Source organism: Coprococcus ammoniilyticus, assembly GCF_025567345.1.
Taxonomy (GTDB): Bacteria; Bacillota; Clostridia; order Lachnospirales; family Lachnospiraceae; genus Coprococcus; species Coprococcus ammoniilyticus.
Genome location: NZ_JAOQJS010000001.1, coordinates 128943 through 144642 on the forward strand (window position 1 = coordinate 128943; position 15700 = coordinate 144642).

General features: G+C 33.1%; 15 protein-coding genes. 2 read left to right on the top strand and 13 right to left on the bottom strand.

The window, feature by feature from the left end:
- Positions 1 to 47 precede the first annotated feature (47 nt).
- Positions 48 to 2372 (top strand): P-loop NTPase family protein, encoded by a 2325-nt coding sequence (locus OCV60_RS00510; protein ID WP_186847274.1) that lies wholly within the window; start codon positions 48 to 50, stop codon positions 2370 to 2372.
- On the opposite strand, the gene OCV60_RS00515 is transcribed toward OCV60_RS00510, so the two are convergent.
- Positions 2358 to 3629, bottom strand: coding sequence for a PLP-dependent aminotransferase family protein (locus OCV60_RS00515; RefSeq protein ID WP_118675559.1), 1272 nt, complete (start codon positions 3627 to 3629; stop codon positions 2358 to 2360). The genes OCV60_RS00510 and OCV60_RS00515 overlap by 15 nt on opposite strands.
- 327 nt (positions 3630 to 3956) lie before the next feature.
- On the opposite strand from OCV60_RS00515, the gene OCV60_RS00520 reads away from it, so the two are divergent.
- Positions 3957 to 4883: a tyrosine-type recombinase/integrase gene (locus tag OCV60_RS00520; protein ID WP_021944128.1), complete on the top strand. Its 927-nt coding sequence runs from the start codon at positions 3957 to 3959 to the stop codon at positions 4881 to 4883.
- A gap of 151 nt (positions 4884 to 5034) precedes the next feature.
- On the opposite strand, the gene OCV60_RS00525 is transcribed toward OCV60_RS00520, so the two are convergent.
- The 12 genes from OCV60_RS00525 to atpC form a co-directional block, all read right to left on the bottom strand.
- The gene (locus tag OCV60_RS00525; RefSeq protein ID WP_117784665.1) at positions 5035 to 5697 is read right to left on the bottom strand and encodes an ABC transporter ATP-binding protein; all 663 of its coding nucleotides are present in this window, start codon (positions 5695 to 5697) and stop codon (positions 5035 to 5037) included.
- Positions 5698 to 5720: 23 nt separating this feature from the next.
- A complete protein-coding gene (locus tag OCV60_RS00530) occupies positions 5721 to 6953 on the bottom strand; it encodes an ABC transporter permease family protein (protein WP_117784664.1) in 1233 nt (410 codons plus the stop codon).
- A 6-nt stretch (positions 6954 to 6959) separates the two neighbouring features.
- Positions 6960 to 7955, bottom strand: a complete 996-nt coding sequence (locus OCV60_RS00535; protein ID WP_181985681.1) for an ABC transporter permease — start codon at positions 7953 to 7955, stop codon at positions 6960 to 6962.
- A gap of 200 nt (positions 7956 to 8155) precedes the next feature.
- The gene (locus OCV60_RS00540) at positions 8156 to 8587 is read right to left on the bottom strand and encodes a hypothetical protein (RefSeq protein WP_117784662.1); all 432 of its coding nucleotides are present in this window, start codon (positions 8585 to 8587) and stop codon (positions 8156 to 8158) included.
- Between the two features lie 34 nt (positions 8588 to 8621).
- Complete coding sequence (locus tag OCV60_RS00545) at positions 8622 to 8756, bottom strand: cyclic lactone autoinducer peptide (RefSeq protein ID WP_117784661.1); 135 nt, start codon at positions 8754 to 8756, stop codon at positions 8622 to 8624.
- Positions 8746 to 9336 carry an accessory gene regulator B family protein gene (locus OCV60_RS00550; RefSeq protein ID WP_262528982.1) on the bottom strand — a complete coding sequence of 197 codons (591 nt, stop codon included), beginning with the start codon at positions 9334 to 9336 and terminating at the stop codon, positions 8746 to 8748. The genes OCV60_RS00545 and OCV60_RS00550 overlap by 11 nt, the downstream gene beginning before the upstream one ends.
- 149 nt (positions 9337 to 9485) lie before the next feature.
- On the bottom strand, positions 9486 to 10787 hold the full coding sequence (locus OCV60_RS00555) for a GHKL domain-containing protein (RefSeq protein WP_262528984.1): 1302 nt from the start codon (positions 10785 to 10787) through the stop codon (positions 9486 to 9488).
- 1 nt (position 10788) lies between these two features.
- Positions 10789 to 11511, bottom strand: a complete 723-nt coding sequence (locus tag OCV60_RS00560) for a LytR/AlgR family response regulator transcription factor (RefSeq protein ID WP_243100724.1) — start codon at positions 11509 to 11511, stop codon at positions 10789 to 10791.
- 201 nt (positions 11512 to 11712) lie between these two features.
- Positions 11713 to 12999 carry an aspartate aminotransferase type Ic gene (locus OCV60_RS00565; RefSeq protein WP_021944438.1) on the bottom strand — a complete coding sequence of 429 codons (1287 nt, stop codon included), beginning with the start codon at positions 12997 to 12999 and terminating at the stop codon, positions 11713 to 11715.
- A gap of 330 nt (positions 13000 to 13329) precedes the next feature.
- A complete protein-coding gene (locus tag OCV60_RS00570) occupies positions 13330 to 14181 on the bottom strand; it encodes a hypothetical protein (protein ID WP_262528993.1) in 852 nt (283 codons plus the stop codon).
- Positions 14182 to 14453: 272 nt separating this feature from the next.
- Positions 14454 to 15179: a lysophospholipid acyltransferase family protein gene (locus OCV60_RS00575; RefSeq protein ID WP_118675556.1), complete on the bottom strand. Its 726-nt coding sequence runs from the start codon at positions 15177 to 15179 to the stop codon at positions 14454 to 14456.
- A gap of 100 nt (positions 15180 to 15279) precedes the next feature.
- A complete protein-coding gene (atpC, locus tag OCV60_RS00580; RefSeq protein WP_117784657.1) occupies positions 15280 to 15687 on the bottom strand; it encodes an ATP synthase F1 subunit epsilon in 408 nt (135 codons plus the stop codon).
- Between the last annotated feature and the right edge of the window lie 13 nt (positions 15688 to 15700).

Sequence of the window (15700 nt, forward strand, 5' to 3'; positions counted from 1 at the left end):
TAAATTGTTATCCATTATTAGTTAAGGGTTAAAGAAAGGTCATGTTTATGAAAAAATGCAAATTATATTTTCAAATAAGCATTATAGTGGGACTTATTATAATTTGTATATTATTTTCTTGTGGTACTATTTATTATTTATATAAAAATGATTCTGGAAATGCCGGCGTTTTTGCTACATTAATAGGTATTCTGCTTACATTAATTTTAACGTTTTGGACATATTTATTTGATAAATCTCATAAAAGCACTTTAATTGAACAATATCTGAATGATGAACATTTTGTAGATAGAGAAATGGAATACATAAAATTATTAAATTTGATACAAAATGAGCCAGACCGGATAATATATATTAACGGTAGATTTGGAATGGGTAAAACATTGTTCATGAAAATGTCATGTGATAGAATTAACTTTACAGATAAGAAAAAATGGAAATCATATGCCGCTTTTTATTATAATAATAATCGTACTAAGACTATAATACAGGCTTTATCTAATAAATTTTGTGGGCATTCCAATGCCTCCGTGACGGATATTAGTCAGCAACTTAATAATGCTACTCTTAAAAAAAATTGTATTTTGTTTATTGATAATATATATGAAATTGATTTATTAGAATGCACAGAAGTTGCCAAAGCATTTATAAACTGCAAAAAGAGTAATCAAGTGATTATTGCTGTAGATAGTAATGATGATGATTTTCACATTTGTCCAAGCAAATTCGGTGAAAATGAGATAAAGTTACTCGCAATTAGTTATAATACAGAAATAGAAAAAGAAGATCGAAAAAAAATATCAATATTATCAAATGGATACCCTGTATATGCACGTTATAGCGTTGAAGCATATACGAAAGGTATTAAAATAACAGATTATCGAAATCTTGAAAATTATATTGAAAAATTAATATATTCATTAAATGACCTTGAAAAGAGATCATTATCATTAATAATTTGTCTTAGTCAATTTTTACAAGATGGAATAAAAGAAAAAGCTATATATGGAATAGATAATCGAATAACACAACCTATTATAAAAAGACTAAGTACATATTCATTAATTAATGTACAAAGAAATAAAATATATGCTGATAAATTGATTTCTCTCAAATGTCTAGACTTTTTATCAAACTACAAAAATGAGAGCTATAAAAAAATTTATCAATATTATAAAAGATTTTCAAGTGTTTCGTATATTGCTTTATTCGCAGCTTTAAAATCTGATTTTAAATATGATTATGCGCTTATTAAAAAGATATTACATGATCAATATGTGAATAATAATTTTTATTTATTAATAGATTTAGGTGAATTAGAAGTTAATGGACAGATAAATTCAAATTTATATGAAGATAAAGAATGTTGGATATATATTCGTTATTATTATTTAAAGGCACTTCTTGAACTTGGGTTATATAACAAAGCTAGAGAAGTAGTTGATAATTGTGATAACCAATTTAATCTTTTGAATATCAATAGTAATATAACTTTTGAATATCAATATTTGTTAGCTGATCTTGACCACTTAACGAATTACTTTCAAAATGCAATTTCGTTTTCACAGGCTTTATTGAAAAAATCTTCTACTATAGATCAGAAAATTAAATGCCAGTATTTATATGCACATTGTTTAAGACATATAGGTGAAGATTTAAATCTTGCTTTTACTGTTTTTTCAGATTTAGCAAAATCTACGAGTTATAAAAATGATAAAATAAGAATACGTTCAATTTATTCTGCAGCATCTATTAAAATGTTTCAGAGAGATAAGAATTATAATTACAAAAACTCTTTTGAAACAATAAATGAAATTATATGTAATGATGATAAAAACGAAATATGGAAACCTTATGTAATAAGACATAAAGCAATTTATGAATACAAAATTTGTAAGGATCCTTATATGGCAGAAAAAACACTTCGAGAAGCGATAAATTTATTAGAAGTAACTTCGCTGCGCATTAAATATGATATATATTTTGAATTAGCCGAAGTATATAGAATATATGATAATAAATTAAATAACTATGAAAAAAGTCTTGCATTTTATTCAGAAGCTGAACAATTTGCAAAGAGAGTACATGACTATAATTTACAAAGCAACTCCCAACTTGGCATAATGTTATTAAATTTGAAATATGGTTATGAAATAAATATTGAAATGCTTAGAACAATTATTATAGAAACCCGCAATTTGAATTTAAATATTAATTATAATTATGCTATATATATAAAATATATTATTGCAAATGAGGCTATTCCTAAAGAATTATCTTTATATTGGAAGAAAATGCAATACTCAGATTTGCTTTTCTATTCTTCTAAAAGCAAATCTGAGAAATATAATCTTAAGTTAACGGTTATGTAATTGAGAATATAATATATCATACAAGTTATTATCAAATGTATAAAATATTTTTTTGTTTGCTGAAAGTGTGTTGATTTTTTGCGAGATATCTTGGGATAAATGTACATTATCCCGGATATCTCTTAAGATTTCAGCTATAATAAACATTTCTTTTTCATTCCATCCATATCTTGAAATTTCTTGTGTTCCTATGCGCAATCCGCATGTTCTATATATCTTTTTATTTCTAAAATTAATACTTACTCCATAATCTAAACATTTATTATAAAACATTTCCGCTTTATTTTGAGGCATAGAAATAAAAATTTGATGTGTATATGTATATTTGGGTGGTACTTGGATTATATTAAATTGATATATGTCGAGTGCTTTTGCTAGTATATTTGCATTATTTATAATGGAAAAGCTATACTGTTTACCATATATTTCTAGTTCCATTAATGTTAGTATTAAACTTAATATATGATGCAACTGGCTGTTTCTCAAATAATCAGGATTTATTAATGTATCAAATTGACGAGCTAATTTTAAGTTATTTGTCATGATTAAACCACAAGTAGGTCCCGGCAATGTTTTATGTGTTGCACCCATTAAAATAAATTTTTGCTCATCACTAAACCAATATAAAGGGTTCTCTATATTATTTGTTGCAATTAGTCCAAGTATCTGTGTGGCATCAAATATTAAAATACAGTTTTCAGGAAGATTAATTTTTTTTAGTTGTGGCATAATTATGATATCTGAGAGACATACTAATATACCATTTATTCTTTGCGTTCTTAATAGTTTATTTATTTCTTCATAATTAAAATCATATGTATCATAATTATAAGGTAACTCTATAGTATTAATTCCTAACCTATGGCAAATTTTAGGCATTGATCCATGTCCACCACAATCTTCCGAAGAAATCAGAATTGTATCACCAGCAGAAAATAAGCTCATTAATAAAGTCATAACAGCATTAACACCGGATAAAGTACGTGCATCAGCATATTTACATCCATATAAATTATTACATTGAAGCGATAATAACTCATATAGTTTATATAATTTTTTGCTGCCAACAAAATTACTTTCATTTTGATAATTCATTACTCCACCCATAATATACTTTTCCTGTAAAAACGTATCTAGAGGAATTTTACTAAAAGGAGAAAGCACGTTTTCTGCAGCACATAGGGGTAATAATTTATTTTCTTGTATTGAAAGCTCTGTACATAGGTTTATTAAATCATTAAAATATATTGGTTTCATAAAATTTCTCCTTGTAAGCACTGTATAACAATTTATTATCCATCACTTATTTTTTACTTTCCTTCCCCTCCAATCTATCCCCAATCCCATGCAAAATCAACCGTTTTGCATAAAACGACCATATATTGCAGAAAATGACCATATTTCTCTTATTTTTCGATTGTATCCTTCCATTTTATAAATTCCAGAATATATACTAGACAAGGCAGAACCCTGCTACGGAGATTCTATGCACAGCAAAATGACCTTGTTAAAATCCATACCGGACTTATATCGGATCTATCTTGAAGTGCATCTAATAAATAATTTTAAGGAGAACAGATACAAATGACTACGACTCTTTTATCTACACACATTCAAAACTATCTCACCTACTGTAAGAACCAGAAGCGACTGGATGAAAAAACATTAAAAGCATACCGGATTGATCTGGCACAATTTGCACATGCACAAATTCCTTCCGACATTACAGATATCACTCCCGATCTTTTAGAGGAATATGTTGCAGGTCTTCACGAACAATATAAACCAAGAACGGTAAAACGGAAAATTGCTTCATTAAAAGCCTTTTTTCATTACCTGTTATATAAGGATTTTCTGCCTCAAAATCCATTCGATAAGCTTCAACTGCGTTTTCGCGAACCTATTATTTTACCAAAAACAATCCCATTAGCTACTGTCGAAACGCTTCTGTCTGTAGCACACAGACAGCAAACACTGGCTCCAACAGAATATCAACGAAAAAATGCATTAAGAGATACTGCCGTACTGGAACTACTCTTTGCAACGGGTATTCGAATCTCCGAGCTTTGCTCTCTTCACAATGATTCCATTGATCTGCAAGACGGAACAATTCTAATCTATGGAAAGGGATCAAAGGAACGCCGCATCCAGATTGGAAATGAATCTGTGCTTTGTATTTTGAAAAAATATAAGATAACTTTTCAAAAAGAAATACTCGCCTGCGATTCTTTCTTTGTTAATCAGGCTGCAAACCCCTTATCCGATCAGGCTGTGCGGCGTATGATAAATAAATACACAGAACTTGCATCTATTGATATGCATATTACACCACATATGTTTCGGCATACATTTGCAACCAGCCTTTTGGATGCAGATGTGGATATTCGATATATACAAGAAATGCTTGGTCACAGTTCGATCACAATAACCGAAATATATACTCATGTAGCTGTCGCCAAACAACGTAATATTCTGGCAACCAGACATCCTAGAAATCAGTTCATACTATAAGCCATATAGTATATATCAAAAAAATGATGCAGAATATATCAAACTTCAATATTAGATTTTCAAATCTAACTTTTGAAGCTGGTATATTCCACACCATCTTTTTACCTTTCTTCCAGATTATCTCTACAAGATAAATTTTTAACTTAAAATCCTATATAATTCGACCATCTGAAATTTCAATTATTCTATGACATTTTTCCGCTAATTCTTTATCATGCGTAACAATAATAATTGTTTTACCTTGTTTATTTAGAGAAAAGAAAAGATCCATTATCGCTTCAGTATTGGCTGAATCCAACGAACCAGTAGGTTCATCTGCCAGAATTAAGCTAGGATTATTAATAATAGCACGCGCAATTGCAATTCGCTGTTTTTCCCCGCCTGATAGATTTCTAACTTTTTCTTTTGCAAAGTTTTCCATATTTACTTGCTTTAATACTTCTTTTGCTAACTCTTTTGCGTTTGGACGCTTATTTTTTGCAAAGTCAAGCGGAATCATTATATTTTCCAAAACTGTGAAATCCTCAACCAATGAAAAATCCTGCATTACAATTCCGATTTTCTCATTTCTTATATTCGCTAATTTTTTTTCACTCATATTTTTAATAAGAAGATCATCAATATAATATTCACCACTGTCATAGCTATCTATACAGGCTATTATGTGTAACAGCGTAGATTTACCTGCCCCTGACTTTCCCACAATAGCAACAAGTTCTCCATCCTTTACTTCTGTTGATATTCCCTTTAAAACATGAAGTTCATTTGACTTACCCGGGTTAAAGCTTTTCTCAATACCAATTAATTTAATCACTTTCTTACATCCTTTCAAATGAATTATTCATTATTCCTTAATATTTCCTTTATACTTGTTCCATTAATGATAAGTGATGGCAACAAAGCTGATATAATACAATAAATTAAAGCAACACCTACACATACCGCCAATTGTACGATTCCCAAATTTATTGTTGTCACTTTATTAATAGTTGTTATTATAAAAATACACACTATACTTATAATAAATGAAATTATTGCCAAAATACTGGTAGCAATAACGGATATACTGGCAGATCGCTGCCAAGGCATTCCACATATACTGTATATTGCATAATTTTTCATTTGTTTTTTAACTGAAACAGCGCCTGAACACAAGGAACTAATAATTGTAAGAACAAAAACTCCAATAAAAATAGGAAATATAGCAATCAGTTTTTCTCGAAGTCTGACCTGACTTTTTATAGCAATCTCCTCTAAATCTTCTTTAGTTATAATTTGTGCATAATTTCCTAATATTTTTTCATTTTGTATTATTTGAGTTTCTGTTATATTATCTGAAAATGTTACAAAGACCCAACCTTTTACAAACGCTTCTACCTCATATTGCTCATGGTAACATTTTATACTTTCTTCACTCATTATCAACATTGGAATTTCTTCATTATCCAAACTATAATCACAATATATATCACTATAATCCCGACTATTTCTATATGTATTTTTTGTATATCCTACAATTCTTGCATTATCCTCTAAAACACCAACAATCTTTATTTTTATTAGTTTTTCAGGATATTCATAAAAAATATTATTCATAAAGATTGTATCTCCAACCTTTATATTATAGTTATTTTGCGAAATAACAGCCTCAATGTAGTCAGCATCTTCAGAAATTGAATTCAACCATATTCCTTCCGATAACTCAGGCGTATGACGGTCAATTATTTCCCTATCATACGCCATAGATACAAATTCAAGTCTGTCCCCGTTATTATCATAATAATTAACCACGGGTTCATAACTTGCAACTACATCAGCATTGGATAACAATTTCTCTATATCTTTCGAATCTGTGGCTATAAGATTATTGTCATTCAGATAAAAAGAATCCAGATTATACAAATATCCATCTGATTCAAAATAATCCCTGAAATTATTATAATATTTGTAATGGTAAACAATAATTGAAGAAGTTGCTATGGCAAGAACAAAAACGATAACCAATTGTATACATATCAATATATTAATCCATATATTATTTTTTAGTTCATAAAAACCGATTTTTAACATTTGCCCCTACCCCCTGTCCTTTATTAATTCAAGAATTCTTTTTCTGCTCATTACCAATAGCATGATACCAATAACAATAAGCGAAACACTAATAAATATTACAAACAAAAGGAAATAAACAAACGGGGTATATGCATCCTGCATATATACAAAATAGGTATGTAAACGTGGCAAAAATACTGTCTGGTACAACACCATACCTAAAATAAAAAACGGAACAATTAGAATTATACACTCGCTCATATTCATAAAATTCAATTTAGCAGGGGTCAATCCCAAAATTCTAAAAATTGCAGTTGTCCTTTTTCTTGTTGACATAATATATCTATATAAAATCATAAAGTTTATTGCGGCTATTAATGCGATAAATACCGATATCAAAATAACTGTTTTATAAGTATAATATGTATCTTTATCAATAGTTCTAATTTCTTCAAAAACTGCTTTATCCCCCATATAATTATTGAAAACATCTCTTATTTGATTATAGGTCTTTACTGAAACCGCAGAATTAAAAGAAATTAATGTACTTGTCAGAAGCTGTTCATCTGCTACCGTTGAGAAAGGAAACATAGCCCCTTTTTCATTCCAAGCCTGTTTACCAATTATGTCATATATTTTTCCACCAATTTTAAGCTGGTTGACATACTTAATCGAATCCAATGCTGAAATCTCTCCAAATACAGCCGGATCAGAAATAAGAGCAACGCATATGCCATTTGCTTCCTCATAATCAGACCAGTAAGTTCCTTCTGTCAAATTATCATATTTTTTAAGATTTTCCTTAAATTCCTCTGCTACTTTAAATTTTCCATCACAGTATAAAAACTTAAATTCATAGGAATTATTATCAATTATTCCTTCTACATCATATTGTATAATCTGTTCCCGCAATTCATTACTTATATCATCAATTTCAGACAGGCAGTTTAATAAGTCCCTTTTTGTAACATATTCAGAACCGGTATTTACATAGTTAATCCCTATATAATCATCAGACAAGTCATCTTCCTTATAACTTAATATAGTATTATAATTCTGATATACGCCATACGAGAAAAAAATGACAATAGCTGATGTAATTGTACTGATTACAAGCAATATAAAAATTATAAAATTGTTTATAAAAAAGGATTTTATATTTTTCAGTGTATACTTAAAATACATTAAACCACCTACCCATTTTTTAATTCTGTACAATTTTAATTAATAGTTATAGTCACTGATTCCAACTGCCCAGATGATACACTAGGGCCTCTATATACAGATCCTGTCGCTTTAACCTTATAAGAACGATTTGTCTGAATAAGATCGGTTTGTAACTGTCCTTTACTTGATAATACACGGCTATAGTATTTGCTATCCTGTAGTTTTCCTTTTGTATCATACATTCTTACACTTAAAGTTGTATATACCTTACCTGCATATAAATTTTTGACACTTGCTAGCCCAGATATCTTTGAACTATTTGAACTGCTCTGGGAAAAAGCTCCTGCAACCTGACAATAAGTTCCTGATTTAGCTGCAGAACCAGCTCCACTTGCATAAGATATACTACTAAATAAACAAGTAAATACTAATGCCAGCACTAAAATTGAAATATTTCTTCTTCGTTTTAAACTACTCTTTTTCATAAAAACACCTCCCAATAATACAATTTCTGATCTACTACATCTTCTTAGGTCTTTTCGGCTGGTGGAAAAATCCAAAACACCAGGCTGTAGTATCATTATTCTTTTTTACCTCAGCATTTACGATTTTTTCTGCACCTTTCAGAATGTTTTTCTTTACTTCATGCTTCATCCCTCTTCACCTCCTGTTCCAATAATTTTGCCAGTATCATGAGAAAGCCGCACAGTATGACTGCAAGCATCATACAATATACATAAGAATTATCTATACGAAGATACCATGCTATACATAAAATTCCACATTCTATCAGCAATACATATCGGGCTGATTTCTGCGATATCTGCATTTCTTCTGCATCCAGATCAAGATTTGGATGATTTACTGTGCCTATAACGCTGATAACCACAACTGATATTCCGAGCAGAATCCATATCAAACAGGCCACTTCCTGCACATGATGACACAGATACATAACTGTCATGTACACAATTATTGTCATAATATAACATTGCCAATAATGCTTTGCATGATATCCTCCAGTTCTTTTTCGTAAGGAAAAAAAGAAGATCATAAAGAGAACTGTTAAATCCACATTTTTATGAATAAATCCCAGACATATTATGGATCCCACCGTCAAAAAACGTTCAATTATTGAGACCACTGCATAAATGTAATGTTCTCTCATCGTATGATCCATTAATTTCTCTTTTTCAAACTGATCTACCAGATGCTCTGCGAACCTTGCAACCACACTCTACACCTCCTCCATCCTCAATATATAATTTTCCCATACTGCCTACAACCCATATTGCAGAAAACGACCAAATATTGCAGAAAACGGCAAAATCCGATATAGTTACCACTCTATATGCGATAACCATATCGGATTATGTTCATTCATTACAGTATGATCGATATATAAAATTCACCAGCATCATGCTGAATAACATAGGAACCGTTGTACTTCTCAACAACCTTAATTATATTCTTCACACCTACTCCATGTTCCTCCGGCTGATCCTTTTTACTGGTTTTCAATTCATCCTGTTGAAATACAAGAGGTCTGCTATATGTATTTCTTACAGATAGAATAGTAGTTCCATCTTTTTCTCTGGTGAAACGGAATTTAATCTGTCGTTTCTCTTTACAGCTTTCACACGCCTCAATCGCATTATTCAGCAAATTTGCCAGCAAAACAACCAGATCATCATTTTGGATCTGAAGCTTTGACAGGTCATTTACCCGCAAAATAAAAAGAATATTCTTCTTTATTGCCTCATTATATTTTGCATTCAATATCGCATTTACAATGATATGATTTGTATCGATCTGTCTGTCACCATCTACAATCTGTTCACTTATCTGATTCAAATACTTTACCAGTTCATCATATTGTTTCTCTCTCGCAAGCGTCTCCATGCACAAGATATGATTTTTGAATTCGTGTGACCTTCGTTTCTGTTGTTCATAATGCTCCAGCATAGAATGATACAACTCAACTTGATTTTTTTCCTGCATTTCAAGTATTTCTTTTTCATGCAGCTTTGCTTCATGCTCCATAATATCACTGATCAGATAATACACAAATATATTCATAACGACCATTCCGAATGCGATCAGATACATCACCCTTTCCTGCATCTGATTCTTAACTCCAGAAGATACTGCAATCATTCCAGATACAGTTAAAATTGTAAATATTGGGAACGCAAGAAATTTGACCCATTCTGCATCATTTAATATATCAGATGATTTATTCTGAAACCGTCTGCGAATCAGTATAACAAATACAAACAATATAAGTTTTGCGCATATAACCAATAAGTTTCCTTTAAGTGCATATCCAGACTGTACCTCCCCAGCCCGTGAAAACATAATGCTATTTCCGGCATATACCAGATAATCTGCTCCCCATACCAGACTTGTGTACAACACAGACAATATACCGGACTTTGGTATGCTGATTCCAAAATAGACACACATATTTATGACTATCATAAGCACACCTACAATCTGTTTTATAATGATCCACTGTGATAAAAACATTCCACATGCAAAAAACTCCGCTGTCTGTATTCCTATCAGTGCATATTTATGCCATTTTTTCCAATTCTCCTGTTCTTTACAAAAGCTTTCAAAAAACATCACGCAGCAGATTACTTCAAATATAACAAGAGCCAGACTACTTATCCATTCAAACATATTATATTTCTCCTTTATATGCTACAAATACTGCCTGAACCTCTTTATATCGGGCTTTTGGTATTGAAATTGTCTCATCATCATAAAGTGTAACTTTGTATCTTGATACCTGTCTGATATATTGTAAATTTACAAGATAGCTTTGATGTACTCGGACAAAATGATATAATTCCAGCTCTTCTTCCAGTTCATTCATTGTTCCGTACATAGTATAAATTCGTATTTTTTCATTTTCCAGAATATGAAATTCCAGTTTATGTAGTTTACTTTCAATATAGAGAATTTGAGCAAAGAGAACCTCTGTCTGTCCTTCCTTAAATGGAAACTTTTTTCTGGCATTGTTCTCTCTCTTTTTCTCCAAAATGGCATCCAGACACTCTTCCATTGCCACCTGCAGATTATATCCATTTTTTAAAAGGTAACGAACAGCACCAACCTTATATCCTTCCAGAGAATAATCTATATATGCCGTCACAAATACAATATAACTGTTAATTCCCCTCTCACGGATTTTCTTTGCTGTTGTAATACCATCCATGCCTTCCATATTTATATCAAGGAATATAATAGAATACTCAGAAGGGAATGTCTCATTTAGAAACTTCTCCCCGGAAATGAATGTATCGATTGTATATAGAATATCCTTTGTATTCAGATAGTCTTCTATATATACCCGTATCAGATCACGGAATTCTTTTTCATCATCACATATGGCAATCTTCATCATATGTCCCCCTCTTTTTCGCATAATGCATTATGTCTGTAAACAATATAATATAAGATTTTTGCCCATAAATCAATCGTCTGGCCTTTTTATTCGACAAAAAACAACATCAACATGCCAGCCATAAGACTACCTTCTGATAATCTTATTTTTAACACGTTAATGTTGTTTCTATATGTCCTCTATTCGATTATTTATTACTTATTCTTCACCCAGATATTTGTCGATGCTGACCAGCTTTACGCAAAGAACAAAGATCTTTGAAGCTGCTTCCATCTCCTCAACAGATGGGAAGGATGGTGCGATACGGATATTGCTGTCTTTTGGATCTTTACCGTATGGGAAGGTTGCACCTGCGCCTGTCAGAACAACTCCTGCATCCTTACACATTGCTACAATCTTCTTTGCACAGCCCTCTAATGCATCAAATGAAATAAAATATCCACCGACCGGTCTTATCCATGAGCCGATCTCAAGTCCTGCAAGTTCCTTGTCAAATTCATTCAGAACTGCTTCAAACTTTGGTCTTAAGATATCTGCATGCTTATCCATATGAGCCTTCATGCCATCGATGTTCTTAAAAAATCTTGTATGACGAAGCTGGTTGATCTTATCATGTCCGATTGTCTGAACAGTAAGCTGCTTCTTGATAAATTCAACATTTCTTGGAGATGTAGCAAGTGCTGCGATACCAGAACCAGGGAATGTAATCTTAGATGTAGAAGCAAACATGTATACCATATCAGGATTTCCAGCTTTCTCACATTCATCTAAAATATTTAAGATCTCTGCCTGCTTGTCCTTATATAAATGATGGATGCAGTATGCGTTATCCCAGAAGATTCTGAAGTCTTCTGCTGCAGGCTTTAATACTGCAAAACGTCTTACAACTTCATCTGAATATACGATTCCGGTTGGATTTGAATACTTTGGTACACACCAGATTCCCTTTACCGCAGGATCGTTATTTACATATTCCTCTACGAGATCCATGTCAGGTCCATCCTCTAATAAAGGAATATTGATCATTTCAATTCCGAAGAATTCTGTAATCTTGAAATGTCTGTCATATCCCGGTACAGGACAAAGGAACTTCACCTTGTCCAGCTTACACCATGGAGTAGAACCATTTACACCATGTGTCATGGAACGTGATACTGTATCATACATTACATTTAAGCTGGAGTTACCATATACGATGATATTCTCCTTCTTAACTTCCATCATATCTGCCATAAGCTGACGGCACTCACCGATACCATCCAGATCACCATAGTTTCTGGTATCATTTCCTAACAAAGTTCTCATATCCGAAGAACTATTAATCTCATCTAACATTCCCATAGACAATGCAAGCTGTGAGAATCCTGGCTTACCTCTTGCCATGTTCAGACTCAGACCTTTTGCCTGTTCTTCCTTATACTCCTCCAAAAGAGCGGCTTTTAAAGTCAATAATTCATCTTTACTCATATCTTTGTATTTCTTCATTCTACATACCTGTGCCTTTCACTTATTCTATTCCGGTTAAATCAGTTATGTCCTGTAAAATTCCTATTAGCTATTTTAAAACATTTTTCAAAAAAGGCAAGCCTATAATTGAAAGTTCTTGTCTATTTCGTTTCAAATATCAACTATTTTATTGAATTTTCTTTATTTTATTCTTTTTTTTCTGCAAAAATCGTATTTTTCTCCATTATTTTCATGTATGACTTGTTTTCATTAAGTAATATGCAAACAAAATAACACCGGTCAGACTCTCTCTCCAACCGGTGCCATCTTATATGTATTTACGAATTGATACTTTTACAAGCTTTCATCTTAGTATATGGAACTAAAATCCAGATACCATTTTCCGCCTCTCTTATAGACATACATAGTGAAATCATTCTCGATATCATCATCCTTGCCCTTTACCTTGACCGTGCCTTCCACGCGTGCAACCTGGCTAACCTTGATATCGTATTCATCTTCATAGTCTTCCTGCTTATCTTCCAGCTTGCTGCCTTTTAACTTCTTAACCTTCTTGAACTTAACCTTGATGCTCTTTACTTTACCAACCTGGTTTTCGAGAGATTCACCTGACCATTCCAGAATCTGATCTAACTTATCGATCATTTCATCTTTATCCATATCTTCTTCGTCCTTCGTATATTTAAGGACTTTCTTATCAATCAGCTTATACAGCTTCTTACCGCTCTGCTTTTCTACTGCATTTACATAAGCCTTAACAACTGCCTTTGGGCTCTGCTTACCGTGACCAGCAATTCCACCGATAATGTTAAAGATCAGGATCAATGCAACAACTGCTGCCGCCGCAATAATAACGATCTTCTTATTATTCACAATCGCATTCTTTACTTTATCAAATCCACCGCCTGCCGGCTTATTACCCTGTGGCTGCTGTCCATACTGTCCACCATATGCCTGCTGGTTCGGATCGTAATACTGCTGTCCGCCGTATGCCTGCTGGTTCGGATCATAATACTGCTGTCCGCCGTATGCCTGCTGGTTCGGATCATAATACTGCTGTCCGCCATATGCCTGCTGGTTCGGATCATAATACTGCTGTCCGCCGTATGCCTGCTGATTTGGATTCATATTCTGAGCTGCTCCATCCGGCTGTCCGGCATTTGTGCCATTTTGCTGATTTCCATTCATATTCTCGTCCATGTTACTCTCCTTTATAATTCAGACTAAATTTCATCTGACAGCCTCATCTGCCAGATAGCCCATCGATAACACAATATATTCATTATCGACAAAATTTATTCTACCATCTAAAATCTCAACAGACAATATATTTCTAAAATTTTTGCTAAAGAAATGCCACACTTGTATATGTTCAAACCCCAAAATTCAGATACAACATTTCTGCTCTATCTGGATTTCCACGAAAAAAAAGAGATAACATAACTGCTATCTCTCTTTTCTTCGGCAATCTCCTACCAGTCATTCAGGCTCTCCATCTTGTCGAGCTGGTTCTGGATCAGTGAAACTACCATATCTCTTATCTCATAGGTCTTCATATCTGCAAATGTCTCATATGGGATCGGTGGCAGAAAATGAAGCTGTGTAATAACCTTTCGGAAAGATTTTCCTTCGAATGGTTTAAATGAATCATATAATACGACCGGCACAATCGGGCATTTTGCCTTCTGTGCGATCTTGAAGCTTCCCGGCAGGAAGCCTCTCAGAGAATTATGGTTATGGTCGTATCCGCCTTCCGGGAAAAGAATATATCGTCTTCCCGCTTTGATCTCTGTCGCAACGTCATTAATTACCTGAACCTGCTGCCTGAGATCGGTTTTATCCAGACGCTTTGCCTTTAACAGCTCACACAACTGCGTGACGATAAACAAATGCGATCGCTTCGCATCCATTACATATGTGCATGGCTTTTCATGTACGCTTATAACACCAAGTGCATCGTACTTGCCCTGATGATTTGCAAACATGATATATCCGCCTTCCGTCGGCAGATTCTCCATGCCGGATGCAACCGTCTCGATACGCCCTCTTTTCTTTACATGCTCGATCATAACCTGTGCCATTCTGTAGCATGTCTCCTCATCATATTTCTCACCATGTCTGGCATAATATGACATCTTCGGAACATAATACAAAATCAGAAAAAAACAGGAAATGATCACTATAAAAAATCTAACCATCTACCTAAATCCCCTGAATTTACAACTCTCTGTCCAAAAGTACTGCAATATCCAACAACTGTTTTTTTGATCCGGTGCGATTCGCACCGGATCCGGCCATTTATAAATCTCTACCCGTTACCTTTAATCGCATTAACGCTCTGGAAAGAGATGCTTCTGTCTGTTTGTACTCTTTCAGACTTTCCTTCTGTCTCAAACGCTCTTTCGCACGTTCAAGTGCCTGTTCAGCACGGACTCTGTCGATATCCTCCGGATGCTCTGCAGAATCCACCAGCATCGTTACACGGTTATTTACGATCTGGGCAAATCCTTCCCCGACAACACCAAGGATCTTCTTTCCATCCGGTGTATCAATTCGGATCTCCCCGATACTGGTTGCAATGATCATATTCTCATGGTGAGGAAGGACTGCCATCTCACCATCTTCCAAAGGCAATACAAACTTCGTAACCTTATCATCAAAAAATACTTTATTACTTGATATGACTCTCAGGTAAAATGTATTCATGTCTGTCTGCCTC

Bases quoted from the DNA above. Each gene is read 5' to 3' on its own strand.
- OCV60_RS00510 (WP_186847274.1), top strand. From the start codon at position 48: ATGAAAAAATGCAAATTATATTTTCAAATAAGCATTATAGTGGGACTT.
- OCV60_RS00515 (WP_118675559.1), bottom strand. From the start codon at position 3,629: ATGAAACCAATATATTTTAATGATTTAATAAACCTATGTACAGAGCTT.
- OCV60_RS00520 (WP_021944128.1), top strand. From the start codon at position 3,957: ATGACTACGACTCTTTTATCTACACACATTCAAAACTATCTCACCTAC.
- OCV60_RS00530 (WP_117784664.1), bottom strand. From the start codon at position 6,953: ATGTTAAAAATCGGTTTTTATGAACTAAAAAATAATATATGGATTAAT.
- OCV60_RS00540 (WP_117784662.1), bottom strand. From the start codon at position 8,587: ATGAAAAAGAGTAGTTTAAAACGAAGAAGAAATATTTCAATTTTAGTG.
- OCV60_RS00545 (WP_117784661.1), bottom strand. From the start codon at position 8,756: ATGAAGCATGAAGTAAAGAAAAACATTCTGAAAGGTGCAGAAAAAATC.
- OCV60_RS00555 (WP_262528984.1), bottom strand. From the start codon at position 10,787: ATGTTTGAATGGATAAGTAGTCTGGCTCTTGTTATATTTGAAGTAATC.
- OCV60_RS00560 (WP_243100724.1), bottom strand. From the start codon at position 11,511: ATGAAGATTGCCATATGTGATGATGAAAAAGAATTCCGTGATCTGATA.
- OCV60_RS00565 (WP_021944438.1), bottom strand. From the start codon at position 12,999: ATGAAGAAATACAAAGATATGAGTAAAGATGAATTATTGACTTTAAAA.
- OCV60_RS00570 (WP_262528993.1), bottom strand. From the start codon at position 14,181: ATGGACGAGAATATGAATGGAAATCAGCAAAATGGCACAAATGCCGGA.
- OCV60_RS00575 (WP_118675556.1), bottom strand. From the start codon at position 15,179: ATGGTTAGATTTTTTATAGTGATCATTTCCTGTTTTTTTCTGATTTTG.
- atpC (WP_117784657.1), bottom strand. From the start codon at position 15,687: ATGAATACATTTTACCTGAGAGTCATATCAAGTAATAAAGTATTTTTT.